At 73.9% G+C, this 21,615-nt stretch carries 20 protein-coding genes; 16 read left to right on the top strand and 4 right to left on the bottom strand.

Features of this window, described 5'->3' with window-relative positions; all coding sequences use genetic code 11:
- The first annotated feature begins 42 nt into the window (after positions 1–42).
- Both ACTFTM_RS27090 and ACTFTM_RS27085 read left to right on the top strand, forming a co-directional pair.
- Positions 43–345 carry a hypothetical protein gene (locus ACTFTM_RS27090; RefSeq protein ID WP_449563222.1) on the top strand — a complete coding sequence of 101 codons (303 nt, stop codon included), beginning with the start codon at positions 43–45 and terminating at the stop codon, positions 343–345.
- Positions 342–749, top strand: a complete 408-nt coding sequence (locus ACTFTM_RS27085; RefSeq protein ID WP_449563221.1) for a hypothetical protein — start codon at positions 342–344, stop codon at positions 747–749. The genes ACTFTM_RS27090 and ACTFTM_RS27085 overlap by 4 nt, the downstream gene beginning before the upstream one ends.
- A gap of 97 nt (positions 750–846) precedes the next feature.
- On the opposite strand, the gene ACTFTM_RS27080 is transcribed toward ACTFTM_RS27085, so the two are convergent.
- The 3 genes from ACTFTM_RS27080 to ACTFTM_RS27070 all read right to left on the bottom strand — a co-directional run bounded on the left by ACTFTM_RS27080 (position 847) and on the right by ACTFTM_RS27070 (position 3,374).
- Positions 847–1,668 carry an ABC transporter permease gene (locus tag ACTFTM_RS27080; protein ID WP_449563220.1) on the bottom strand — a complete coding sequence of 274 codons (822 nt, stop codon included), beginning with the start codon at positions 1,666–1,668 and terminating at the stop codon, positions 847–849.
- Positions 1,665–2,600 (bottom strand): ABC transporter ATP-binding protein, encoded by a 936-nt coding sequence (locus ACTFTM_RS27075; protein WP_449563219.1) that lies wholly within the window; start codon positions 2,598–2,600, stop codon positions 1,665–1,667. Before ACTFTM_RS27075 ends, ACTFTM_RS27080 begins: the two co-directional genes overlap by 4 nt.
- A 129-nt stretch (positions 2,601–2,729) precedes the next feature.
- The gene (locus ACTFTM_RS27070) at positions 2,730–3,374 is read right to left on the bottom strand and encodes a hypothetical protein (RefSeq protein WP_449563218.1); all 645 of its coding nucleotides are present in this window, start codon (positions 3,372–3,374) and stop codon (positions 2,730–2,732) included.
- Between the two features lie 150 nt (positions 3,375–3,524).
- Between ACTFTM_RS27070 and ACTFTM_RS27065 the strand changes: the two genes are divergently transcribed.
- The 9 genes from ACTFTM_RS27065 to ACTFTM_RS27025 all read left to right on the top strand — a co-directional run bounded on the left by ACTFTM_RS27065 (position 3,525) and on the right by ACTFTM_RS27025 (position 12,914).
- The gene (locus ACTFTM_RS27065; RefSeq protein WP_449563217.1) at positions 3,525–4,298 is read left to right on the top strand and encodes a GNAT family N-acetyltransferase; all 774 of its coding nucleotides are present in this window, start codon (positions 3,525–3,527) and stop codon (positions 4,296–4,298) included.
- Complete coding sequence (locus ACTFTM_RS27060) at positions 4,295–5,221, top strand: lysophospholipid acyltransferase family protein (protein ID WP_449563216.1); 927 nt, start codon at positions 4,295–4,297, stop codon at positions 5,219–5,221. Before ACTFTM_RS27065 ends, ACTFTM_RS27060 begins: the two co-directional genes overlap by 4 nt.
- Before the next feature lie 217 nt (positions 5,222–5,438).
- On the top strand, positions 5,439–6,263 hold the full coding sequence (locus ACTFTM_RS27055; RefSeq protein WP_449563215.1) for a DUF4097 family beta strand repeat-containing protein: 825 nt from the start codon (positions 5,439–5,441) through the stop codon (positions 6,261–6,263).
- Entirely contained in the window at positions 6,260–6,871 is a 612-nt protein-coding gene (locus ACTFTM_RS27050; protein WP_449563214.1) for a PadR family transcriptional regulator, read from the top strand. The genes ACTFTM_RS27055 and ACTFTM_RS27050 overlap by 4 nt, the downstream gene beginning before the upstream one ends.
- 74 nt (positions 6,872–6,945) lie before the next feature.
- On the top strand, positions 6,946–7,647 hold the full coding sequence (locus tag ACTFTM_RS27045; protein ID WP_422736714.1) for a response regulator transcription factor: 702 nt from the start codon (positions 6,946–6,948) through the stop codon (positions 7,645–7,647).
- Positions 7,644–9,203, top strand: a complete 1,560-nt coding sequence (locus tag ACTFTM_RS27040) for an ATP-binding protein (RefSeq protein WP_449563213.1) — start codon at positions 7,644–7,646, stop codon at positions 9,201–9,203. The genes ACTFTM_RS27045 and ACTFTM_RS27040 overlap by 4 nt, the downstream gene beginning before the upstream one ends.
- A gap of 62 nt (positions 9,204–9,265) precedes the next feature.
- Positions 9,266–10,888: a trypsin-like peptidase domain-containing protein gene (locus tag ACTFTM_RS27035; protein WP_449563212.1), complete on the top strand. Its 1,623-nt coding sequence runs from the start codon at positions 9,266–9,268 to the stop codon at positions 10,886–10,888.
- Positions 10,889–11,056: 168 nt separating this feature from the next.
- The gene (locus ACTFTM_RS27030; RefSeq protein WP_449563211.1) at positions 11,057–11,716 is read left to right on the top strand and encodes a BON domain-containing protein; all 660 of its coding nucleotides are present in this window, start codon (positions 11,057–11,059) and stop codon (positions 11,714–11,716) included.
- A gap of 142 nt (positions 11,717–11,858) precedes the next feature.
- A complete protein-coding gene (locus ACTFTM_RS27025) occupies positions 11,859–12,914 on the top strand; it encodes a glycosyltransferase family 4 protein (RefSeq protein ID WP_449566742.1) in 1,056 nt (351 codons plus the stop codon).
- A gap of 14 nt (positions 12,915–12,928) precedes the next feature.
- On the opposite strand, the gene ACTFTM_RS27020 is transcribed toward ACTFTM_RS27025, so the two are convergent.
- The gene (locus tag ACTFTM_RS27020; protein ID WP_449563210.1) at positions 12,929–14,428 is read right to left on the bottom strand and encodes a serine/threonine-protein kinase; all 1,500 of its coding nucleotides are present in this window, start codon (positions 14,426–14,428) and stop codon (positions 12,929–12,931) included.
- A 165-nt stretch (positions 14,429–14,593) separates the two neighbouring features.
- Here ACTFTM_RS27020 and ACTFTM_RS27015 point away from each other — a divergent pair, with 165 nt between their 5' ends.
- From ACTFTM_RS27015 to ACTFTM_RS26995, 5 genes are all read left to right on the top strand, one after another.
- Positions 14,594–15,427, top strand: coding sequence for a patatin-like phospholipase family protein (locus ACTFTM_RS27015; protein ID WP_425890925.1), 834 nt, complete (start codon positions 14,594–14,596; stop codon positions 15,425–15,427).
- Complete coding sequence (locus ACTFTM_RS27010) at positions 15,427–16,431, top strand: 1-acyl-sn-glycerol-3-phosphate acyltransferase (RefSeq protein WP_449563209.1); 1,005 nt, start codon at positions 15,427–15,429, stop codon at positions 16,429–16,431. The genes ACTFTM_RS27015 and ACTFTM_RS27010 overlap by 1 nt, the downstream gene beginning before the upstream one ends.
- 37 nt (positions 16,432–16,468) lie before the next feature.
- Positions 16,469–16,789, top strand: coding sequence for a divalent-cation tolerance protein CutA (gene cutA, locus ACTFTM_RS27005; RefSeq protein WP_425728676.1), 321 nt, complete (start codon positions 16,469–16,471; stop codon positions 16,787–16,789).
- A gap of 48 nt (positions 16,790–16,837) precedes the next feature.
- A complete protein-coding gene (locus tag ACTFTM_RS27000) occupies positions 16,838–20,275 on the top strand; it encodes an SCO7613 C-terminal domain-containing membrane protein (RefSeq protein WP_449563208.1) in 3,438 nt (1,145 codons plus the stop codon).
- Between the two features lie 137 nt (positions 20,276–20,412).
- Complete coding sequence (locus tag ACTFTM_RS26995; RefSeq protein ID WP_449563207.1) at positions 20,413–21,465, top strand: fatty acid desaturase family protein; 1,053 nt, start codon at positions 20,413–20,415, stop codon at positions 21,463–21,465.
- The last annotated feature ends 150 nt before the right edge of the window (positions 21,466–21,615 follow it).

Below are 21,615 nucleotides of genomic sequence, written 5' to 3'. Positions count from 1 at the left end.
CGCATGGATCGACACGGGGCAGGGGGGCGCTACGGCAGAAGCATGGCGGTGGCGGCCGGTTGGTACGTCACCGCCATCGCGGCCGTGGCGGTGGGCACCACGAGTGTGCCGAGCACACCGGTGGGCGACGACTGCGCGGCCTGGTTCAGTTGCCTGTCGCCGGGGGAGTCGCTGGCGTTCGTCGCGCTGGTGTGGGGCGCACCGGTATTCGTCGGGCTGCTGTTCGTGACGGCGCTGGTGGCCGCGCTGGCCGCCCGGCTCGTCCCGTCGGCCGTGGTCGCCGGGACTCTGTCCGCGGGGGTCAGCAGCACCCTCTGCGTCGCCGTCCTCGCGGGGTTGATGTGAAGCGGCTCGGCCTCGGAGGGCTCTTCTTCGCCTGGCTCTACGGGGTGCCGTTCCTGCTGCTGGTGGGCCTGATCCGGCGCGTGTCCCGGCCGTACACGCCGACGCACGCCGAGGCGCGGGCTTTCGGCGCGACCACCGACGACCTGCTGACGACCGGGCTCCTGCTCAACGCGGTGCTTCCGGTGGTCGGTCTGCTCCTGGCCGGGCTGGCCGGCGAGGCGGTGTGGCGTCGGTACTTCGCCTGGGCGTTCGCCGGTGTGGCGCTGATCTACGTGGCCGTCGCGCTGGTCGGCAACATGGCCACCAGCGGGCTGGTCGGACACGTCCCCGCCGACCAGGAGCCGGCCCCGCGGATCACCCAGTGCATCCCTGTCAGCGGCGGGCGGGGCTGCCCCGGCGGCTGACGAGCGGACAGGCCCCGGGGTGACGGCGGGTGCCGCCGCCACCCCGACGCGGTCCGGGATTGACGGCCGTGCCGCCGCCAACCCCGAACCCGGTCGGTCAGGAGATGTCGCGCCGACGGATCAGCAGAGAGCCGGCCACACCGGTGACCACCGCGTACCCGATCAGCACGGCCGCGCCGGCCCAGCGCGGCGGGTTACCGGGGATGTCCGTCCCGGTGACCATCAGCGACGAGGCGAGCGACGGCACCAGCAGTTGCAGGTTGTTGATCCAGTCGCCCCAGCGGTTGGCCAGGATGGTGATCACCACGGCCGCGCCGATCGAGCCACCCAGGTAGAGCAGGATGCCGGTCACCGTCGCGCCGATCTGACTGCGGATCAGCACGCCGATGCCGACGCCGAACACGGCCCACAGCAGGTACGCGAGCAGGTTCAACCCGATCGCCCGCCAGGCGGCGTCGTTGCCCAGTTGTGAGTCCACCCCCACCGCGCTCAGCACCGCCGACCCGGCGATCAGATTGAGCACGGTGGTGACCAGCCAGAACAGCAGCGCCAGCACGCCCGCCGCGACCAGCTTGGCGAGCATCACCGCGGTGCGATGTGGTGCGGTGAGGAACGTGGTGGTGACCGTCTGGTGGAAGAACTCGCTGGTCACCACGATGATGCCGAGCAGCATGATGATCAGCAGACCGAAGAACTGCCCGGTGGTGAACAGGTTCGACGAGAGCGCATCGGGGCTGGCCGCGGCCTCGAACTGGGCGGCCTGGTCGCCCACGTCGGCGGGGTTGGTGCTGGTGAGGGCGTCGGCCTGCAACCAGTTGATGAGCAGCGTGAGCGCCCACAGCGGCAGACTAATCAGCGCGAAGATCCACCAGGTGTTGGTGGTACGGATCTTGAGCAGCTCGGATCGGACCAGGTTCATCGGATGCCCGCCTTTCCGGCCGTCAGCTCCAGGAAGACCCGTTCCAGATCGGGCCGTTCGGTGGTCAGTTCGTGCAGTTCCACATTCGCGGCCAGAGCGGCGCGGCCGATCGTCGGGGCGTCCACCCCGGAGACCAGCAGGACGCCGTGCTCGTCGGTGGTGACCGTGGCCGACTGCGCCTTCAGCGCGGTGGTCAGCGCCTCGGCCTGCGGGGTGCGGACCCGGACCTGGGCGCCCTGGGCCATCGACCCGAGGACCTGCTCGACCGGCCCCTGCCGGACGAGCTGCCCGGCCGCGATGATCACCACGTCGTCGGCGAGAAGCTGCATCTCCGACAGCAGGTGGCTGGAGACCAGCACCGTACGGCCCTCGTGGGCGAGGTTCTTCAGGAACCCGCGCATCCACCGGATGCCCTCCGGGTCGAGCCCGTTGGCCGGCTCGTCGAGGATCAGCACCCGTGGGTTGCCGAGCATCGCGGCGGCGATGCCGAGCCGCTGCTTCATGCCCAGCGAGTAGCCCTTGAACTTGCGCTTCGCCGCCGGGGTCAGCCCGACCAGTTCCAGCACCTCGTCCGCCCGGTTGCGGGGCAGACCGGCCGCCGCGCAGATCACCCGCAGGTGGTTGATGCCGGTGCGGCCCTTGTGCGCGCTGGACGCCTCCAGGATCGCGCCGACGTGCCGCAGCGGGTCGCTCAGGTCGGCGTAGCGGTGGCCGCTGATGGTGGCCGTGCCCCCGGTCGGCGTGACCAGGTTCAGCAGCATGCGCAGCGTGGTGGTCTTGCCGGCGCCGTTCGGGCCGAGGAAGCCGGTCACCCGCCCCGGTGCCACGGTGAAGGACAGGTTGTTCACCGCCCGCACGTTCTTGTACTGCTTTGTCAGACCGGACACCACGATCTGACCGTCGCTGGTGGGGCTTCGCTGCCCGTCAGTCATCGTTCTCCTCCCGTGTGGCGTCGAGGTACGCCGTGGCACAGCGTGACGGTACCGAGCAACAAGGTCAATCAGCCCGAGTACCTACGGCGTGGTCCTCCTCAGGAATGACGCCCGGGACGACGACGGACCTCAGCGGGCGATCCAGGTGGCCCGGGCCGCGCCGAGCAGCGTGCCGTCCGGTCCGTACAGGCTGGTGTGCACGAGCGCCTTACGGCCCTCGACAGCGATCAGCGCGCCGGTCACCACGCACTCGTCGCCGGGCGCCGGCCGGGCCGCGACCACGGCGGCGATCCGGCCGAGCAGGTACGGGCGGTCCGACGCGAGCACCGTCCAGCCGCCGGGGCAGTCCAGCGCGGCCCAGACGGTGGCGTCGTCGACCCGCTCGGGCGCCCGGAACGGCGCGGCGGTCCGGCCGTCCGGCAGCCGACCGGGGAAGATCCGCAACCCGTCGGTCCGGCTCGGACCACAGACAAAACACTCGGGGTACGGATGTGCGACGAACCCGGGGTAGCGGGTGGCCGCCTCCTTCGCCGTCCCCGCGTCGACGGGCGGCACGACGGCGTCCACGACACCCGCCGGGCGTACCTCGGCCACCAGTTCGCCGGCCGGGTCCCGAACCTCGCCGTCGACGAGAGTCAGCTCCGTCTCCAGCGGCGGTGGCCGACGCAGTGTCACCTCGACCGGTCCGGTCCCCGCCGCGGTGGCGAAGAGCCCGGCGCTCCAGCCGCCGTTGCCGGAGCCGGTGGGCCCGTTGTAGCGGGACTCGACACGCATGGGCGACCTCCGTGGGACGTGGGCCGGCATCGTCGCCGGCACGCCCGCAGCCTCGCACGGGCACACCGCGCAGGCATCCGCCGGCCGGCGTTCATCCGTCCGACACCAGCGGTGTCCACCGATGGCACCCGGGGCCCTTACACAGATCCCATGGCCGTTCTGCATGTCGCTGGCACGCCACTGACGACCAGCGGATACACCCTGCTGATCGCCGACGACCCCACCCAGGTCGCGGCCGCGCAACGCCTGCGCCACGAGGTGTTCGCCACCGAGTTGGGCGCCACCCTCGCACCCGGCGGAGCCGGGCTGGACGTGGACCCCTTCGACGCTCACTGCGACCACCTCATCGTCCGGGAGGACAGCACCGGGCAGGTGGTCGGCACGTACCGGCTGCTGCCGCCGGGGCGTACCGACCGGCGGTACGCCGAGAGCGAGTTCGACCTCGGCGCACTGGACCCGCTTCGCGACGACCTCGTCGAGACGGGCCGGTCCTGCGTGCACCCGGACCACCGCTCCGGTGCCGTGATCAACCTGATGTGGGCGGGCCTCACCCGCTACCTACACCTGCGCGGCTCCCGCTGGCTCGGCGGCTGCGCCTCCGTGCCGGTCGACGACAACGGTCGTACGGTCGCCGGGGTGTGGGCACAGGCCCAGGCCCGGCACCTGTCACCGCCGCCGTTGCGGGTCCGCCCGTTGCGTCCGTGGTTCGCCGAACCGGCCGCCGCTCTGGCCGCCGACGGCGATCCGGCCGCTCGCGTGGCGGTGCCGCCGCTGCTGCGCGGTTACCTGCGACTCGGTGCGTGGATCTGCGGCGAGCCGTCGTACGACCCCGACTTCCGGTGCGCGGACTTCTACGTGCTCTTCTCCCTCGACCGGATGAACCCGCGCTACCTGCGGCACTTCCTGGGCGGGGACGAGCGGTGAGCGTCGCGGCGCACGACCTGTGGCGGCCCTTCTCGGGCTGCGACGACGACTGCCTGCCGGCGGCCGGCGCGGCGCCCACGGTCCCGGTGGCCCGTCGGGTGCTCCGGCTGGTCGCGGCGGGCGGCATGTTGCTGGCCGGGGTGGGCGTGGCGGTGCTGCTGCCCGTGCTGCCGGCGCCCGAGCGGCAGGCACTGCTGCGCGGCTGGGCCCGTGGCACCGTGCGCGCCTTCGGCGTCCGGCTGGTGATCAAGGGGCGGCTGCCCCGGCGGCGCGCGCTGCTGGTCGCCAACCACGTGTCGTGGCTGGACATCCTCGCCGTGCTGGCGGTCGCGCCCACCCGCATGGTGGCGAAGCGGGAGATCCGGTCGTGGCCGGTGGTCGGGCTGCTGGCCGCCGCCGCGGGCACGGTCTTCGTGGACCGGTCGCGCCCGCGCGCGCTGCCGGCCGCCGTGCGCCGGCTCGCCGACGCGCTGCGCGCCGGCCGGTCGGTCGCGGTCTTCCCCGAGGGTACGACCTGGTGTGCCGGCGACGGCGCGGCCGAGTGCCGTCCCGGGGGCGGCTTCCGTCCGGCCATGTTCCAGGCGGCCATCGACGCGGGCGCTCCGGTGGTGCCGCTTCGGCTCGGGTACCGGTTTGCGGACACCGGGGCGTGCACCACCGTCGCCGCGTTCCTCGGCGCGGACACCCTGCTGCGCTCGGTGACCCGGGTGGTCGCGGCCCGGCATCTGGTGGTGTCGGTGACGGTCGGCGCCGCGCTGCACCCGGGGCAGGACGCCGATCGGCGGTTGCTGGCGCGGGCCGCGGAGTCGGCCGTACACCTGGTGCCGGCTCTCCCGGCGCGGACCCGGCTGCGGCCGGTCGCCACCCCGCCCCCGGCGGTCCCGGCACCGCACTCCGGCAGGGAGTTGGACCTGGCCGCCTGAGCCGGCGCGCTCGCAGGCCCCCCGGTCAAGATCCGCGCAACAACAGGGTTGTTGCTGCTTCCCGCGCGCCGGAGGCAGCAACATCCGGGAAACTGCGCGGATCTTGGCGGGACGCACCCTGCACAACGTCTCGCGACAGTCTTGTCGTATCGCGATGTATCGCGTTACCGTCTTCTCGGGAGGCGCGCCACGGCGTGCCGTCGAGAGGAGCACAGCCATGGCCGGATGGACGGTCGAGACGCCGCAGCGGCTCACCCTGGACGGCCCGGTCACCCGGCTGGACGTCCGCCTCGTCAGCGGACGGCTCAACGTGGTCGCCAGCGACGGGCCGGCCCGGATCGACATCACCGAGGTCGGCCGTCGACCGGTCCTGATCGACCACTCCGACGGCCGCCTCAGCATCCGCCAGGAGCGGGACTGGGGCTGGCCGAGCTTCCTGCGCGGCCTCCGGGCGATCTACCGCTTCCCCCGGGTGGACGTCTCGGTGGCCGTACCCGCCGACGTCCTCGCCGACCTGGGCCTGGGCGCCGGCTCGGTGGTCGTCTCCGGGCTGCGTCGGCAGACGACCGTCGACCTGGCCGCCGGCCAGATCACCCTGATGGGGCTGCGCGGCACCACCTCCGCGAAGATCACCTCCGGGCCGGTGGAGGCGCTCGGGGTGCGCGGCGACCTCACTCTGGAGACGGTCTCCGGGGAGGTGGTCCTCGCCGACAGCGCCGCCGAGCGGGTACGGGCGCAGACGGTCTCCGGCGCCATCACGTGCGACCTGGACAACCCCCGGCGCAGCGACATCCGGCTCACCACGATCTCGGGCAGCATCACCGTCCGGGTCCGCGAGGACAGCGACCTCTCCGTGCGGTTGAACACCGCCGCCGGCCGGATCACCAGCGGCTTCCCACAGGTGCGCAGCTCGACGTACCCGCTGCCGAGCAGCGAGGGGGTGCTCGGCAGCGGTGACGGTAAGCTCTGGGCCTCCGCGACCTCGGGCAGCATCGCCCTGCTCGCCCGAGCGGTCGACGACGATTCCGAGGAGCTGCCGTGACCGCCGTGTTCAGCCACGGACGGCTCCGGCTCTACCTGCTCAAGCTTCTGGACGACGGTCCCAAGCACGGCTACGAGCTGATCCGCCTCCTGGAGGACCGGTTCCTCGGGCTCTACGCCCCCAGCGCCGGCACCATCTATCCCCGCCTGCAACGACTGGAGGCGGAGGGGCTGGTCAGCCACACCGCCGCAGGAGGGCGCAAGACGTACGCCATCACCGACGCCGGCCTCGACGAGCTACGCCAGCGCGCCGGTGAGCTGGCCGCGTTGGAGGCGGACATCGCGGCTTCGGTGGCGGACCTCTCCACCCTGGCCGGCGAGATCCGCAGCGAGGTGCGCGGCTCAACGCGTGACCTCAAGCGGGAGCTGAGTGAGGCCGCCCGGCAGACCCGCCGCGCGCGGTGGGCGCCCTCCGCGTCGGCGCACCGGCCCCCACCTGTCGATGCCCCACGCGCCGCGCTGCTCGACGAGTTCGACCAGCGGCTCGCCTCGTTCACCGCCGAGGTGAGCCGTCTGGCGCGCGGGCGGCAGTTCAGCGACACTCAACTGCGCACGGCGATCCGGCTGCTCGACGGTGCCCTGGACGGGCTGCGTCGGCTGCTGCGCTGACCGTTCGGTGACTCACAGGATTTTTCCAGGAAGCGTCCAGCGCCGGCGCAGTGAGTTCACCGATGATTGGGCCCATGCCCGCTACCCAGACCGAGGCGCGACTTCTCGTCGTCGAGGACGACCCCAACATCCTCGAACTGCTCTCCGCGAGCCTGCGCTTCGCGGGCTTCGACGTGGCCACCGCGACCAGCGGCAGCGCGGCCCTGAACGCCGCCAAGGACCACCGGCCCGATCTGGTCGTGCTCGACGTGATGCTGCCGGACCTGGACGGCTTCGAGGTCATCCGGATGCTGCGTGAGGGCGGTACGCGTACCCCGGTGGTCTTCCTGACCGCGCGGGACGCCACCGACGACAAGATCCGCGGGCTCACCCTGGGCGGCGACGACTACGTCACCAAGCCGTTCAGCCTGGAGGAGTTGACCGCCCGGATCCGCGCCGTGCTGCGCCGCACCAGCACCGGCGAGCAGGCCCCGTCCCGGCTCACCTTCGCCGACCTGGAGTTGGACGAGGAGACCCACGAGGTGCACCGCGCCGGGCAGCGGGTGCAGCTCTCGCCGACCGAGTTCAAGCTGCTGCGCTATTTGATGCTCAACGCCAACCGGGTGCTGTCCAAGGCGCAGATCCTCGACCACGTCTGGAACTACGACTTCCGGGGCGACGACAACATCGTCGAGTCCTACATCTCCTACCTGCGCCGCAAGGTCGACACCGGTCAGCCCCGGCTGATCCACACCCTTCGCGGCGTGGGGTACGTGCTGCGCAAGCCGGCGGCGTGAACCCGGTCCAGCAGGCGAAGGGACGGCTGCGGGGCGTACCGCTGCGGGTGAAGTTGGTCGCCTCGGTGCTCGCGCTGGTCTCCGCGGCGCTGCTGGTGATCAGCGCGCTGACCGCCTACTTCCTGCACAACTACCTGGTCGACCAGGTGGACGGGCAGATCCGCTCGGCCACCCAGAGCCTCGGCCAGTATCTTCCGCGACTGCGCAGCGGAGAGGTCAACGCCGTGACGCTGCCCAGCGATTACGTGGTCTCGCTCGCCGACGAGAACAGGGTGTCCCAGCCGTACTACGACAAGTTCAACTGGGCAACCGAACAACTGCCCAGCTTCCCGACCACCCGGGCGGGCTTCGAGGAACTGGAGGGCGAGCCGAAGACAGTCCTGTCCCAGGACGGGCGTACCCGGTGGCGGGTCTACTACGCCGCCCAGCCAGACGGCTCGGTGCTGGCCGTGGGCCAGCCGCTGACCGAGGTCGACCGTGCGGTCAAGCAGCTCGTCTGGATCGACCTGCTGGTCGGCGGCGCGGTACTGATCATGCTGGCGTCGGTCGGCGCGGCGATCGTGCGGACCAGCCTCAAGCCCCTCGTGGAGATCGAACGGACCGCCGCCGCCATCGCCGGTGGCGACCTCACCCGCCGGGTGCCCGACCCCGAGGAGGGGCAGGAGCAACCCACCTCCGAGCTGGGTCGGCTCTCCCGTGCGCTGAACGCGATGCTCACCCAGATCGAGGCGGCGTTCACCGCCCGGGCGGCCTCGGAGACGGCGGCCCGGTCGGCGGAGAGCACCGCCCGGGACGCGGCCGCCGCCGCCCAGGCGTCCGAGGCGCGGGCCCGACGCTCCGAGGAGCGGATGCGGCAGTTCGTGGCGGACGCCTCGCATGAGCTGCGGACCCCGCTGACCACCATCCGTGGCTTCGCCGAGCTGTACCGCCAGGGCGCGGCCCGCGCGCCGGAGCAGACCGCCGGGCTGCTGCGCCGCATCGAGGACGAGGCCGCCCGGATGGGTCTGCTGGTCGAGGACCTGCTGTTGCTCGCCCGGCTGGACCGGGAACGCCCGCTGTCGCTGGCCCCGGTGGAGCTGCCGGTGCTGGCCTCCGACGCCGTGCAGGCGGCGCGCGCGATCGCCCCGGACCGGCGGATCGAGCTGGAGATCGAGCCCGGGTCCGGCCCCCTCGTCGTCTACGCCGACGACGCGCGGCTGCGGCAGATCATCGGCAACCTGGTGACCAACGCGTTGACCCACACTCCGCCGGAAGCCGACGTCAGCGTGCGCCTGCGCGCCGAGGCGGGCAACCTCGCCGTCGTGGAGGTGGTCGACACCGGTCCCGGTCTGTCACGCGAGCAGTCCGAGAGGGTCTTCGAGCGCTTCTACCGGGCCGACGCGGCCCGGACCCGACGGGCGGACGGCAACACCGGCACCGGCCTCGGCCTGGCCATCGTGGCGGCGCTGGTCGCCGCCCACCACGGCTCGGTCGACGTGCTCGAGACACCCGGCGGAGGCGCCACCTTCCGGGTCCGGCTGCCGCAGGTGCCCCGGGGCGACGACCTGGGCGAGTGACTTTCAGCCAACTTCCAGGACGGTTCCAGGTTGATTGCAGTGCCGAGGGAGAAGGTAGTCCCATGACCGAGTTCGAGTCCGACCCGCAGCGCCGGCCGGCCCCCACCGACGCCGAGCCGTCGCACCCCACCGCCGAGCTGCCGCGCGACGAGCGCGCGCAGTCCGACTCTCCGACCACCCCCGTGCCGGTCGTCTCGACCGACGGGGACACCGCGCCCACCGTCGCCACGCCGGCCGTGCCCGCCGCTTCCGACGGACCGATCGGGTCCGACCCGCACGCCGGGCGGCCGACCGGGTACGAGCCGCCGACCGTGGGCCAGCCCACGGGGTACGAGCCGCCGGCCGCCGCCGGTGGGTCCGCGCCGCCGTACCAGGTCTCCGGCCACCCGGCGCCCGGCCACTCCGGCTACCCGGCCCAGCCCGGCTACTCCGGTTACCCGCAGCCGGGCGCCGGCCAGTACCCGGGCGCCGGCTGGCACGCGGGCCAGCCGTCCGGCTGGGCCGGCGGGGGCCAGCCGGGCGCGGCCTACCCCCAGCACGCCCAGCACCAGCAGCACCCACAGCACCACCCGGGGCAGCCCGTGCCGCCGTGGGGCCCGCAGGCCACGCCGCCCGGCTCCGGCCCGCGGCCGGGTCGGATCGCCAAGTTCGCCGGCGCGGGCGTAGCGGTGTTCGCCCTGATGCTCGGCTCCGGCGTGGCCGGTGGGGCGCTCGCGCTCGCCCTCGACGGCGACCGTGGCGGCGTCACCCGCACCTACACGGCGGCACCGGTGCTCAACAGCGCGGACCTGCCGAAGATCGCCGCCGCCGTACAGGACAGCGTCGTCTCCATCGCCACCGACAGTGGTGAGGGGTCCGGCGTGGTGCTCACCGCCGACGGCTACGTGCTCACCAACAACCACGTGGTCGCCTCCGCGAGCGGGGACACCGTGCAGGTCGTCTTCGCCGACGGCAGGAACGTCCAGGCGAAGATCGTCGGCACCGACCCGAAGACCGACCTGGCCGTCGTCAAGGCCAACGGGGTGAGCGACCTCAAGGCGGCCAAGTTCGGCGACAGCGACGCCATGCAGGTCGGCGACCAGGTTCTCGCGCTGGGCAGCCCGCTCGGCCTCCAGGGCTCGGTGACCGCCGGCATCCTCAGCGCCCGGGACCGCACCATCCGGGCCGGTGAGGGCCAGCAGCAGGACCCGCGCCAGCAGGGTCAGGCCGTCAGCTCGATCTCCGGTCTGCTCCAGACCGACGCGCCGATCAACCCCGGCAACTCCGGTGGCGCGTTGGTCAACACCCGGGGTGAGGTGATCGGCGTCAACACCGCTATCGCCACCTCCGGGCAGAGCACCGGCAACATCGGCGTCGGCTTCGCCATCCCGAGCAACAAGGCCAAGGACGTCGCGGGCAAGCTCCAGCGCGGCGAGAAGGTCAGCCACCCGTCGCTCGGGGTCGGCGTCAACCAGGCCGAGGGCGGCGGCGCGCTGGTCGCCTCGGTCACCCCGGGCAGCCCCGCCGAGAAGGCCGGCCTCCAGCAGGGCGACGTGGTCACCCGCTTCGGCGACAAGCCGATCAACGACTCCGACGACCTGGTCGGCGCGGTGCAGGCCGGCAAGGTCGGTGACCGGGTCGAGCTGCACTTCAAGCGCAACGGGGCCGAGAAGACCGTGACGGTGACCCTCACCGAGACGTCCTGACCGGCCACAGAACCTGCCTCCCTCCGGCGGCGGGTGGCGGAGCCAAGGGGGTTGGCTCCGTCACCCGCCGCTTCTTTCCCGGCGGTTCACCCTCTCCGGGTGAGCCGCCGTCACCCGTACGCCCGGCAGGCTCGGCGGCGAGCCGGCGAGCGTACGGGGGTTGGGCCGATGAGCGGGGTCGATGACCAGCGGATCCAGCGGGACGTCCTGGCCGAGCTGGCCTGGGATCCGCAGGTTCTGCCGAACGAGATCGGGGTGACCGTCGACCAGGGCGTGGTCACCCTCAGCGGGTACGTCGACGGCGCGGCCCGTGGCTGGGCGGCCACCCGCTGCGCCCAGCGGGTCCGGGGCGTACGCGCGGTGGCCGACGAGATCGAGGTACGGCTCCCCGGGACGCCGGGGCGTACCGACGGTGACATCGCCCTCGCGGCGTCCCGCGCCCTCGAATGGGACGGTTTCGTGCCCGCCGAGCGGCTGGACGTCAGCGTGGCCAACGGCTGGTTGATGCTGCGCGGCGAGGTCGAGTGCGGGTGGCAGCGCCGTGCCGCCGAGGGGGAGTTGCGCCGCCTCGACGGCGTACGGGGAATCACGAACCTCGTCGAGGTGCGACCGTCGACGCCACCGCCGGACGAGCGGGCGCGACAGGACGTCCAGCGCGCGCTGGCGCGGACGCTCGGCGGTGAACGGGTGACGGTGGAGGTGGACGGCGACACGCTGGTCCTCGCCGGGGTGGTCCGGTCGTGGTGGGAACGGGACCAGGTGGAGCGCGTGGCGTGGTCGACGCCGGGCATTCGGATCGTGCACGACCAACTCCTGGTCGGCGGGTAAGCGTCCGTCTTGTCCGGTTTATTGGGGGCGGCGGGGGGAACCCGCCGCGAACCATGCCGACCGGGGGACCCAACGGGGAGGACTCGTGGCCGTGAACCACCCGCCCGCCGACCGCCCGCCGGACCGGTCGTTGCGCATCGCGATGGTGGTCCCGCCCTGGCTGTCCGTGCCGCCGCCCGGCTACGGCGGCCTGGAACAGGTGGTGGCCGGCCTGGTGGACGCGTTGACCGCGCACGGACACGCGGTGACGCTGTTCGGTGCGGGTGAGCAGCACGGGACCGCCGCCAGCGGCTTCGTCTCCACCGTGCCGGAGGTGCAGTACGAACGACTCGGCGAGTCACTGCCGGAGCTGGCGCACCTGGCCCGGGTGAACCGGCTGATCACGCCAGCCGACTTCGACGTGATCCACGACCACAGCACGATCGGCCCGCTGCTGGCCGGTCGCCGCTCGGTGCCGACCGTGGCGACCGTGCACGGCAACCCGGTGGGGGAGTACGGCGACGTGCTCGGCGACGCCGACGAGGACGTCGCCCTGGTGGCCATCTCGCACGCCCAACGTCGACTCAACACGGGCCTGCCCTGGGCCGGCACCGTGCACAACGCGCTGGACCTGCGGGGCTTTCCGCGCAAGACCGCCCCCGGCCCGGGCCCGGTGCTGTGGCTGGCCCGGTTCAGCCCGGACAAGGGCCCGGACGTCGCCATCCGCGCCTGCCGGGAGGCGGGCCTACCGCTGCTGCTGGCCGGCAAGTGCAACGAGCCGGCCGAGCGGCGCTACTACGAGCAGGTCGTCGCGCCGCTTCTCGGCGAGGACGTGACGGTCGTCCTCAACGCCGACCGTGCCGAGACCCTGCGGATGCTCGTCGACGCCCGCTGCCTGATCATGCCGATCCAGTGGGACGAGCCGTTCGGAATGGTGATGCTCGAGGCGATGGCGACCGGCACGCCGGTGGTCGCGCTGGACCGGGGCGCGGTGCCGGAACTGGTGCGGCCGGGACGGACCGGGCTGGTCTGCCGGGGACCCGAGGAGTTGCCCGCCGCGCTGCTGGCCGCCGAGGAGTTGGACCCGCGCGACTGCGTGGCGCACGTCGCCGAGAACTTCTCGGTCGAGCGGATGGCGTACGGCTACGAGGAGGTCTACCAGCGCTTCGCCCTCGGCCGGCCCGACGTCCGGCGCACTGCCCCCGTCGCCGTGCGCTGACCGCCTCGCCCGGATCAGACCCGTGCCGCGCCCAGTTCGACGATCGCGGCGTCGAGTCGCTGCGCGTACGCCGGACTGATCGCCCCCTCGCCGAGTCGGACGGTGACCTTCGCGCGCAGCCGGGCCACCGACGGCGCCAGCGCGTCCCGGCCGGACCCGACGGCGACGAGCAGGTTGCCCAGCGACTGGCGCAGGTCGAGGCCGACGTCGTCGCGGATCTCCCCATCCCGCACTCCGGCGTCGACAAGCCCGTTGACGCGGTTGGCGGCCTCGGCGAGGGTGCCCGGCCCGGCGGTGGACGCGACGCTGGGCGGTGCCGACGACGGCGCCGGCGCCGGTTGGAATGGTGCGGTGGCCGGCGGATCCGTCGATGGCGCACCGGGTGGGGGCGTCGTCGGGCCGACCGTGGGCTGGGCCTGACGACCCGGCTCGTCGTCGGGGAGCAGGGCCACACCGGCCAGCGCCACCGCGACGGCCAGGACCACGGGGATCAGCAGCAGCGCCGGACGCCGGAGGGACCGGCCGGGACGGTCGCCGGGCGGCGTCAGCGGCCGGGGCACGTCGTCGGCGCGTAGCGTCGTCACGACGCCGACGGCCGCGGCCGGAGCATCGCTCGCCGGTGGCGGCTGCGCCGGCAGGGGCGGCGTCGGCACCGCGATCGTGGCGGTCGGCGGGTCGGGCGTCAGCAGGTGGCCGCGCAGCACCGTGGCGACCTGTCGGGCCGTCGGCCGGTCGGCCGGGTCGCGGGCGAGGCTGCGCAGGCAGATCCGGGCGACCTCGATGGGCAGCTCCGGCACGCCGGCCAGCGTCGGCGCGGGGCCGCCGGCGAGCGCGGCGCTGAGCTGCTCCCAGGTGTCCGCCGGGTACGGCACCCGCCCGGTCGACGCCTCGTACAGCAGGACGCCGAGCGAGTAGACGTCGGTGGCCGGCTGGGCGGGCGCGCCGTCGAGGCGTTCCGGGGCGACGTAGGCCGGGGTGCCGAACGTGCCGCCGTCCTCGTCCTCGTCCGGCGCGCCGATCCGGGTGGCGATGCCGAAGTCGAGGACCTTCACGCCCATCGCCGTCATCATGACGTTGGCCGGGGTGATGTCCCGGTGCACGATGCCCAGCCGGTGCGCGGCGGCCAGCGCGTCGGCGACCTGGCCGCCCACCTCGACGGCCTCGGGCCACGGCAGCGGCCCCTCGGTGAGCCGCAACTCCAGTTCCTCGCCGCTGAGCAGCTCCATCACGACGAACGAGGTGATGGAGCCGTCCGGGTCGACCGTCTCGCCGTAGTCGTGCACCGACGTCACGTGCGGGTGCACCAACTGGGCGGCGGCGCGCGCCTCCTCCCGCACCATGTCGCGGAACCGCGCGTCGGCGGCCAGCGAGGCGGCGAGCACCTTGAGCGCCACGAAGCGGTCGAGCACCTCGTCCCGCGCGCGCCAGATGACCGACATGCCGCCGGCACCGATCTGGTCGATGAGTCGGTACCTGCGGGCCAGCAAGCGGCCCGGATGGAGCGCTGCCTTCACGGATCGCACCTGCCCTCGGGGTGGGAGCGGTATCAGGTTGCGCGAATGTGTCCACCCTGTCAACGCCGACGGTACGGATCGTCGGCGGACGGTGGCCGGTGTGCGCCGACCGTCCGGTGGCGGCGGCCCGTGAGGTGGGCGGCGGGCCCGTGCCAGGATGAGGACATGGCTCCGGGACCGGTGGCGTTCGTACTCGGCGGCGGCGGAGTGCTCGGCGCCGTCGAGGTGGGCATGCTGCGCGCCCTGTTCCGCGCCGGCATCCAGCCCGACATGGTGCTCGGCACGTCGATCGGCGCGGTCAACGGCGCGCTGGTCGCCGCCGACCCGTCCGAGGCGGTGACCGACCGGCTGGTCCGGCTCTGGGCGTCGCCCGAGGCCAGCGAGGTGTACGGCGACTCGGTCGCCCGACAGCTGCGCCGCTTCGCCGCCCGTACCCACCTGCACTCGCCCCGGCCGCTGCGCCGGCTGCTGGAATCCGAGTTGGGCGTGGACACCACCTTCGCCGACCTGCGGGTGCCGTTCCGGTGCTGCGCCGCCCACATCGAGCGGGCCGCCGAGCACTGGTTCACCAGCGGTCCGGTCGTGCCGGCGGTGTTGGCGTCGGCGTCGGTGCCGGGCCTGCTCCCGCCCACCGAGATCGACGGCGCGCACTACATCGACGGTGGGATCGTCAACTCCATCCCGATCGGCGAGGCGGTGGCCGCGGGCGCGGGCCAGGTCTTCGTACTCCAGGTGGGCCGGATCGAACGGGAGCTGACGCCGCCCCGGCGGCCGTGGGAGATCGCGCAGGTCGCGTTCGAGATCTCCCGCCGGCACCGCTTCTTCCGGGAGATGGCCGCGCTGCCCGAGGGGGTGGAGGTGCACGTCCTGCCGACCGGAGGGCTGAACCCGCGCGACGACACGCCATGGGCGTACCGGGACATGGCGGCGGTGGGTCGCCGGATCAGCCGGGCGTACACCGCCTCCCGCCGCTACCTCGCCACCCACGTGGAACGCTGATGCCGCTGCCTCCCAGGTGGTTGCGGCGGTTGCTGATCGCGCCCGGCGTGGTGCTGCTCGCGATCCTCGTGGTGACCACGTTGCCGGTCTGGGCGTTGCTGGCGGCAGCCGCTTCACCGCTGGTCCCGGGCCGGCTGCGCCCCCTGCGACTGCTCTGGATCGGCTGCGTCTACCTGGTCTGGGATGCTGCCGCGTTGCTCGCGCTGTTCGTCCTCTGGCTCGCCTCCGGCTTCGGCTGGCGCAGCCGCTCGCCGGGGTTCCAGCGCGCGCACTACGTGCTGGCCGGCTGGTTCCTGCGGGTGCTGTTCTGGCAGGCCCGCTGGTCGCTGCGCCTGAGCATCGACGTGGTCGGCACCGACCCGGACACCGCCCTGCCCGGCCGGCCCGAGCTGGTGCTGTGCCGGCACGCCGGGCCGGGCGACTCGTTCATCCTGATCCACGGGCTGGTCAACTGGTTCAAGCGGGAGCCGCGCATCGTCCTGAAGGACAGCCTCCAGTGGGACCCGGCGATCGACGTGCTGCTCAACAGGTTGCCCAACCGGTTCATCGCGCCCACCGCGGATCGCGGCGAGGAGACCGTACGCCAGGTCGGGCACCTGGCCACCGGTCTGGACGACAACGACGCCTTCGTGATCTTCCCGGAGGGCGGCAACTTCACCCCGAGGCGGCGCCTGCGGGCCATCGCCCGGCTGCGCTCGCTCGGCCTCGAACGCATGGCGCGGCGCGCCGAACGGATGCGCCACGTGCTCGCCCCGCAGCCCGGCGGGGTGCTCGCCGCGTTGGACGCCGCACCGGACGCCGGGGTCATCTTCGTCGCCCACACCGGGCTGGACCAGATGCTCACCATCGGCGACGTGTGGCGGGAGCTGCCCATGGACAAGCGGATCGTGATGCGGTTCTGGTCGGTGCCGCCCGAGGAGGTGCCGACCGAACGGCAGCAGCGCATCGACTGGCTGTTCGACTGGTGGGCGCAGATCGACACGTGGATCGCGGCCAATCGGTGAGCGCGCTCAGCGCCTCGTCGCCGCGTAGGGTGCGCTCGTGGACCAGATCTGCGTGGTGACGACGGTGGTGGATGCGCGTTCGGTCGCGGACGTGCTGGCGGCCGCGGCCGTCGCCGGGCGGCTCGCCGCCTGTGCCCAGGTCGGCGGTCAGGTGGACAGCACCTACTGGTGGCGTTCCGGGGTGGAGACCAGCACCGAGTGGTCCGTGCAGTTCAAGACCGCGCCGGACCGGTTGGCCGCGCTGGTGGACCAGATCCGGGCCAGTCACCCGTACGAGGTTCCGGAGATTCTGGTGTCCAGGGTGGAGAGTGGGAACCCCGGCTACGCGGCCTGGGTGCACGACCACACCCGACCCTAGGTACGCCTACTCTGGGCCGTACCCCGCCGGCTTCTCGATGATGACCGGGTGGACGACACCCGCTATCCCTGCCCCGCCTGCGGCGCGCCGGCCGATCTGAGCGCCGGTTGCGCCGCGTGCCACCGCCCACCAGATCCGACCGCGGCCGAGGTGGTGCGACTCGGCCGGGAGGTGGCTCGCCTCGAACCGGAGGTGGAGCGGGCCCGCCGGACGTACACCGAGTTGGCGGACCTGCTGGCGGCGACCTCGCGGCGGCGCGCCGAGCTGGCTGCCGTCGTCCGCGCACAGAGGGCGGCGGTGATCCCGGTCGTGCCGGCGACTCCGCTGGCCGCGTCGACGCCGGCCGGTGGCGCGGTGGGGACGCCACCGCCGGGCGTGGCGGAGACCTCGACGCGGACCGTCCAGGGGCTGCTGTTCGTCCTGGGTGGACTCCTGCTCGGCACGGCGGCGGTGGTCTTCACGGCGGTGGCCTGGGCTTCCGTGGGGGTCGGTGGCCGGGCGCTGATCCTGGCGGCGGTCACGGCGCTCGTCCTGGCCGTTCCGCTGTTGGTGGTGCGGCGGGGTCTACGGGGGACGGCGGAGACGTTCGCCGCGGTGGGCCTGCTGCTGGTGCTGCTCGACGGGTACGCCGCCTGGTCGGTGAATCTGGGCGGGGTGGCCGGTTGGCCGGGCACCCGGTACGCCGCGCTGGTCGGGGGGGCCAGCGCGGCGGTCGCCGTCGCGTACGGGCGGCTCAGCGGGTTGGCCGGGCCCTGGTTCACCGCGCTGGTGGCGGCCCAGCCGGTGCTGCCGCTGCTGGCGGTGGAGGCCGAGGTCGGCGCGTCCGGCTGGGCGCTGGTGCTGCTCGGGGTGGCCCTGTTCGACCTGGTGGTGCTGGTCGCGCTGCGCGACGGGGTGGCTGGTGCCCGGCTCGCCGGTCGGGTGCTCGCCGGGGTGGGTCACGTCGGCGCGCTGGTCGCCGCCGCCGCGTGTGCGCTGGTGCCGTTGCTGCTGGGGCGGGCGGCGGGTACGCCGCTGCTGGCCGGGGGACCGTTGCTGCTGGTCGCGGTGACGGGGGTCGGTGCGGCGTGGCTGGTCGGGGGTGCGGCGCTGCGGGCGGTGGCCGGCGGGCTGCTGGTTCCGGTGCTGGCCGCCGCCCTGCTGCGCCCCGTGGGTGAGTTGCGTCCGTCGTTGCTGCTGCTCGCGGCGTCGACGGTGGCGCTCGCCCTGGCCGGGGCGGTGCGGTTGCTGCCCACCGGTTGGCGTGCCGGGCCGCGGGCCGGCGCGTTGCTGGTCGCCGCCGGCACGGCACAGCTCACCGTGGTGATCACCGGCGCGTTGGCGGTGGCCGCCGCCGCCCGGTCGCTGCCACCGTGGCACGGGGCCGGTTGGGGGCCGGACCTGAGCTGGGGCTGGCAGGTGGCGCCCGCCGCCGCGTTGGCGCTGGCCGCGACCGTGTCGCTGCTGCCGCGACGCATGTGGACGGTGCTCGCCTCGGCCGGTGCGGTGGCGGTGCTGCTCGCCGTGCCGGCGGGCTGGACGGCGTCGTGGGCGACGGTGGTGGCTGTGGACCTGGTGGGTGGGTCCGTGCTGCTGCTCGCCGTGCTGGCCCGTCCGGCGACCCGTCCGGCGATCATGCTCGGCTGGGCTTCCGGCGGCGCGGTCCTGCTCGCGCACGCGCTGCTGGTGGCGCTGGCCGATCCGGTCGGCGTGACGGTGACATTGGGCGTCGCCGGGGTGCTCGGGGTGGCGCTGGCGTCGCGGCGGGGGGTCGGGGCGTACCGCCGGGTGGCGGGTGTCGGTGTGCTGGTCGCGCAGCTCGCGCTGCCCGGCGTCGCGACGGCGGCGGTGTTCGCGGCCGGCGCGCCGCCGTGGTGGCAGGCCCGGGCGTCCCTGGCCGCCGCCGGGCTGTCGCTGGTCGCGGCGTTCCCGGTGCGTCGCCACCGGGTCGACCTCGTCGGGTACGCGGTGACGGGCTCGGTGGTCGCCGCGCTGGCGGCCGGGGTCGCGCCGCTGCTGGCGGCGGGGGACGAGCCGGTGACGGTGTACGCCGCGCTGGCGGCGCTCGGTGTCGCGCTCGTCGCCCGCTGGGGCGACCTGTCGACGACCGGTGACGAACCGGCCGGGCCGGGGGAACGGCCGGCGGTCACCGGGTCGCCGGTGGTCGGCGCGCCGGGTGTGCTGGTGGCGGCGGGTGTCGTGCTGGCGGGGGTCGCGGTGCTGGCCGCGCTGCCGGCGGTGCTCGTGGCGCTGTTCGCTCCGTACGGCATTCAGGGATCGGTCTGGTCCGGCGCGCCGACCGTCGTCGCCGACCGTGGGCTGCTCCCCGCCGGGCTGGCCCTCGTCACGCTGGCGGTGGCGGCGGTCCTGGCCGGTTGGCGGGTACGCCCACCGCTGCTCGCCGGCGTTCCGTTCGCCGGTGCCGCGCTGCCGGTGCTGCTCGTCGCGGTGGGCGCGCCCTGGCCGGTGCTGCCGGCCGTCACCCTGCTCGCCGGGGTGTCCGCCCTGGTGCTCGCCGCTCTGATGACGGCCCGGCGGGCGCTGGCGTCGCTCGTCGTACCCACGGGTGCGGTGCTCGTCGCGGCCGGGGTGACCGGGCTCCTGGCCACCCGGCCCGGCACCCTCGCCGCCGAGGGCGCGCTCCTGGTGGCGGCCGTGGTCGTCGCCGTCGGGGCGCGGGTCGGCGAGGTACGGGTCGTCGGCGCCGTCGCGGCGGTGGGGGCCGCGTGCGCGTTGGCGGTGACGGCGCCGCTCGCCGCCGGGCAGCCGGTGCGGTCGGCGGCGTACCCGCTGCTGGGGGTGGCCGTGCTCGTTCTCGCCGCCGCCGCGAGCGGTCGGCGCGCGCCCGTCGGGCGGGTGTTGGATGCCGCCGCGCAGGCGGTGGCGCTGGTGGCGGCGGTGCTCGCCGTCGAGTCGGCCCGGCAGCTCGCGACGGTCTGCGTGCTGTGGGGGGTGGCCGTGGCGCTGCGGCTGCTGCGGCGGGGCGAGCCGGCCGGTCGACGGTGGCGGTTCGCCGCCGTCGCGGCGGTCAGTGAGCTGCTCGGGGCGTGGGTGCTGCTCGCGGCCGGCGGGGTGACGGTGCTGGAGGCGTACACCCTGCCGGCGGCAGCGCTCGCCGTCGGGGCGGGGCTGCTGGCGTTGCGGACCCGGCCGGGGCTGACCAGTTGGCCGGCGCTCGGTCCGGGGCTCGTCGCCGCGCTGGTACCGAGCCTGGTGTCGGTGCTGGCCGGGACGGATCCGCAGCCGTGGCGGCGGTTGCTGCTCGGGGCGGCGGCGCTGGGCGTCGTGCTGGCCGGGGCGAGCCGTCGCTGGCAGGCGCCGGTGCTGGTCGGGGGTGCGGTGTTGGCGGCCCTGGCGTTGCACGAGCTGGCCCGGGGATGGGACCTGCTGCCCCGGTGGATCTACCTGGGCGTCGGCGGCTTGGCGTTGATCGGGCTGGCCGCGAGCTACGAGCGGCGGCGGCGTGACCTGGCCCGACTGCGCGCCGTGGTGGCCCGGCTGGGCTGACGCCGGACCGGGGGGTAGGGCCCGCCCTACCCCCGGTTCGGGGGTTCCCAGGGTTACTCAGCGCAACGTTTCCGGCGAGAGTTGACAGTGCGCCCGGACCAGCCGGTGTGGGCCCAACGTCGAACGGGGGAGCAGCGATGGCGCTCGGAGCGGTGGCGGAACGACCGGTACGGCGGCGGGGTAGCGACTACGCACAGTTGTCCCGGCGGATCAGCCAGGCCGGCCTGCTGGAACGGCGGCCCGCCTCGTACGTCGCGCGGATCGTGCTCACCCTCGGCGCGTTCGTGGCCGGCTGGGTCGCCGTGGTCCTCGTCGGCGACTCCTGGTGGCAGGTGGCGCTCGCCGTCGTGCTGGCGGTCGCCACCACCCAGGTCGCGTTCCTGGGCCACGACGCGGGACACCGCCAGATGTTCCGTCGTCGCCTTCCCAGCGAGCTGGTCGGGTTGGTCGCCGGCAACGCGGCGGTGGGGCTCAGCTACGGCTGGTGGGTTGACAAGCACAACCGGCACCACGCCAACCCGAACCACGAGGACGAGGACCCGGACGTCGGGGCGGGCGCCCTGGTGTGGACGTACGAGCAGGCGCTGGGCACGCGAGGGTTCGGTCGGTGGCTGGCGCGGCGGCAGGCGTACCTGTTCTTTCCGATGTTGCTGTTGGAAGGTCTGAACCTGCACGTGGCGAGCATCCGGGCGATCGTCGGTCGGGGACCGGACGGCCGGTACGCCACCCCGATGCGGCACCGCGCGGTCGAGGCGGCGCTGCTCGTGGCGCACTCCGTCGGCTACGTGGCGTTGCTGCTGGCGGTCATGTCGCCGGGCAGGGCGCTGCTGTTCGCCGCCGTGCACCAGGGCCTGTGGGGCCTCTACATGGGCTGCGCGTTCGCGCCGAACCACAAGGGTATGCCGATGCCGACCGCCGAGGACGAGTTGGACTTCCTGCGCAAGCAGGTGCTGACCTCCCGCAACGTGCGGGGCAGCCGGCTGGTCGACACCGCGCTGGGTGGGCTCAACTACCAGATCGAGCACCACCTGTTCCCGAACATGCCCCGGGCCAACCTGCGCCGGGCGCAGCCGATCGTGCGCGCCTACTGTGCCGAGCAGGGCGTCTCGTACGCGGAGACGGGTCTGGTCGAGTCGTACCGGCAGGCGCTCGCTCACCTGCACGAGGTGGGCCGGCCGCTGCGCGGCTGACGGGCCGCCGGCCGCTGCGCGGCTGCGAGCCGCCGCACCGGTAGGGTCGGCGCATGGCAGACCTGCTCACCGTGGAGACGGTGCGAGACGAGCTGGGTTGGCTGACGGGTTGGTCCCTCGGCCACCGGATCGGCACGATCATTCGGAGCG

The sequence above is a fragment of the Micromonospora sp. RB23 genome (genome assembly GCF_053585025.1).
This window is presented reverse-complemented; position numbering and strand designations above follow the sequence as displayed.

Bases quoted from the DNA above. Each gene is read 5' to 3' on its own strand.
- ACTFTM_RS27090 (WP_449563222.1), top strand. From the start codon at position 43: ATGGCGGTGGCGGCCGGTTGGTACGTCACCGCCATCGCGGCCGTGGCG.
- ACTFTM_RS27080 (WP_449563220.1), bottom strand. From the start codon at position 1,668: ATGAACCTGGTCCGATCCGAGCTGCTCAAGATCCGTACCACCAACACC.
- ACTFTM_RS27075 (WP_449563219.1), bottom strand. From the start codon at position 2,600: ATGACTGACGGGCAGCGAAGCCCCACCAGCGACGGTCAGATCGTGGTG.
- ACTFTM_RS27070 (WP_449563218.1), bottom strand. From the start codon at position 3,374: ATGCGTGTCGAGTCCCGCTACAACGGGCCCACCGGCTCCGGCAACGGC.
- ACTFTM_RS27065 (WP_449563217.1), top strand. From the start codon at position 3,525: ATGGCCGTTCTGCATGTCGCTGGCACGCCACTGACGACCAGCGGATAC.
- ACTFTM_RS27055 (WP_449563215.1), top strand. From the start codon at position 5,439: ATGGCCGGATGGACGGTCGAGACGCCGCAGCGGCTCACCCTGGACGGC.
- ACTFTM_RS27045 (WP_422736714.1), top strand. From the start codon at position 6,946: ATGCCCGCTACCCAGACCGAGGCGCGACTTCTCGTCGTCGAGGACGAC.
- ACTFTM_RS27035 (WP_449563212.1), top strand. From the start codon at position 9,266: ATGACCGAGTTCGAGTCCGACCCGCAGCGCCGGCCGGCCCCCACCGAC.
- ACTFTM_RS27030 (WP_449563211.1), top strand. From the start codon at position 11,057: ATGAGCGGGGTCGATGACCAGCGGATCCAGCGGGACGTCCTGGCCGAG.
- ACTFTM_RS27025 (WP_449566742.1), top strand. From the start codon at position 11,859: ATGGTGGTCCCGCCCTGGCTGTCCGTGCCGCCGCCCGGCTACGGCGGC.
- ACTFTM_RS27015 (WP_425890925.1), top strand. From the start codon at position 14,594: ATGGCTCCGGGACCGGTGGCGTTCGTACTCGGCGGCGGCGGAGTGCTC.
- ACTFTM_RS27010 (WP_449563209.1), top strand. From the start codon at position 15,427: ATGCCGCTGCCTCCCAGGTGGTTGCGGCGGTTGCTGATCGCGCCCGGC.
- ACTFTM_RS26995 (WP_449563207.1), top strand. From the start codon at position 20,413: ATGGCGCTCGGAGCGGTGGCGGAACGACCGGTACGGCGGCGGGGTAGC.